This window comes from Flavobacterium enshiense DK69 (genome assembly GCF_000498495.1).
Taxonomy (GTDB): domain Bacteria; phylum Bacteroidota; class Bacteroidia; order Flavobacteriales; family Flavobacteriaceae; genus Flavobacterium; species Flavobacterium enshiense.
This window is the reverse complement of the sequence record NZ_AVCS01000035.1, coordinates 1-1,023: the sequence shown is the minus strand read 5'-3', so window position 1 is coordinate 1,023 and position 1,023 is coordinate 1. Positions and strand designations below refer to the sequence as shown.

1 protein-coding gene and 1 pseudogene are annotated in these 1,023 nt (G+C 45.9%); both read right to left on the bottom strand.

Annotated features, from left to right (window positions below; all coding sequences use genetic code 11):
• Positions 1-635, bottom strand: a pseudogene (locus FEDK69T_RS15010) (OmpA family protein); the annotation flags it as partial.
• Positions 636-655: 20 nt separating this feature from the next.
• Positions 656-1,023: type IX secretion system membrane protein PorP/SprF (locus tag FEDK69T_RS15005; RefSeq protein WP_035656463.1), on the bottom strand; the 368-nt coding region annotated here is incomplete at its 5' end.

Genomic DNA, 1,023 nt, shown 5'->3' with positions numbered 1-1,023 from the left:
CTGTTCATGCCTTCTACTTCGGTCGGTTTGCTGAAAGTACCGTCTTCGTTTCTGGTGGCTTTGTACAAGTCCAGGTAAGGCTCGTCATTCCAGCCATAGCTTTTCTTGGATGTGTTTCTGGCCGAAGCGAAATACAGGGTGTTGTCGTTGGCAAGCACCGCTCCGAAATCCGACTTCTCGCTGTTGATGTCCATGTTTTTGGAATCGAACATCTTCTGCTGGTCGGTAAGCCTCGGGATGTAGTTAGGCTCCTTTTTGAAAGCAACCGCTCTTTGGTCGCTTGGCGCCATAGAGGCAAACTTCTCCATCTGCTTGTTCGATGCTTCATACTGCCCGTTGGCTTTCAGCATTTGCGCATAGCGGTAGTACACCTCGGCATCCTGTTTCTCTTCCGTAGCTTTAGCGTACCACTTTGCCGCTTCAACGGTGTTGAAGACATTGTAGTAGCTGTCGGCTAGTTGGCGGTAAACGTAGTTGTCAGCCTTGTTGTTGCTTACTAATTTCAAATATTCTTCGGCTGCATCGATATACTCATAACGATTATACAGTTTGTCTGCTGCCTGTGTGTGTTTGTTTTGTGCTGATAGGGTTAAACCAGCGAATACAAAACTCAGAGTGATATAGGTTTTCTTCATGTTTGAAAATCGTGGTTAAATTAGAAAAATCGTGGTGAGCTCGATGCCTTCTTAGAGAAGTTCAGGTCATACAACAACATAAACTCGTGAGACGATTTGGTCTTAGCATCCAAATCCGACACGATATGGTCGTATGCATAACCGATGCGCATGTTCGGCGTAACCATAAAGTTGACCATCGCCCCGAATGAGTCTTCCAAACGGTAAGTTACTCCAAGCTCAAGCTTATTGTACAACATCGTATTTAAGGAAGCATCTACCGATACCGGTGCATCAAATGCCGATTTCACCATCGCAAACGGTTTTAGCTTCACGTTCTCGCTGATATCGAAAACATAACCTCCCGTTACAAAATAGTGCGAAGTCTCCGACCCGAACTCCCTGCCGT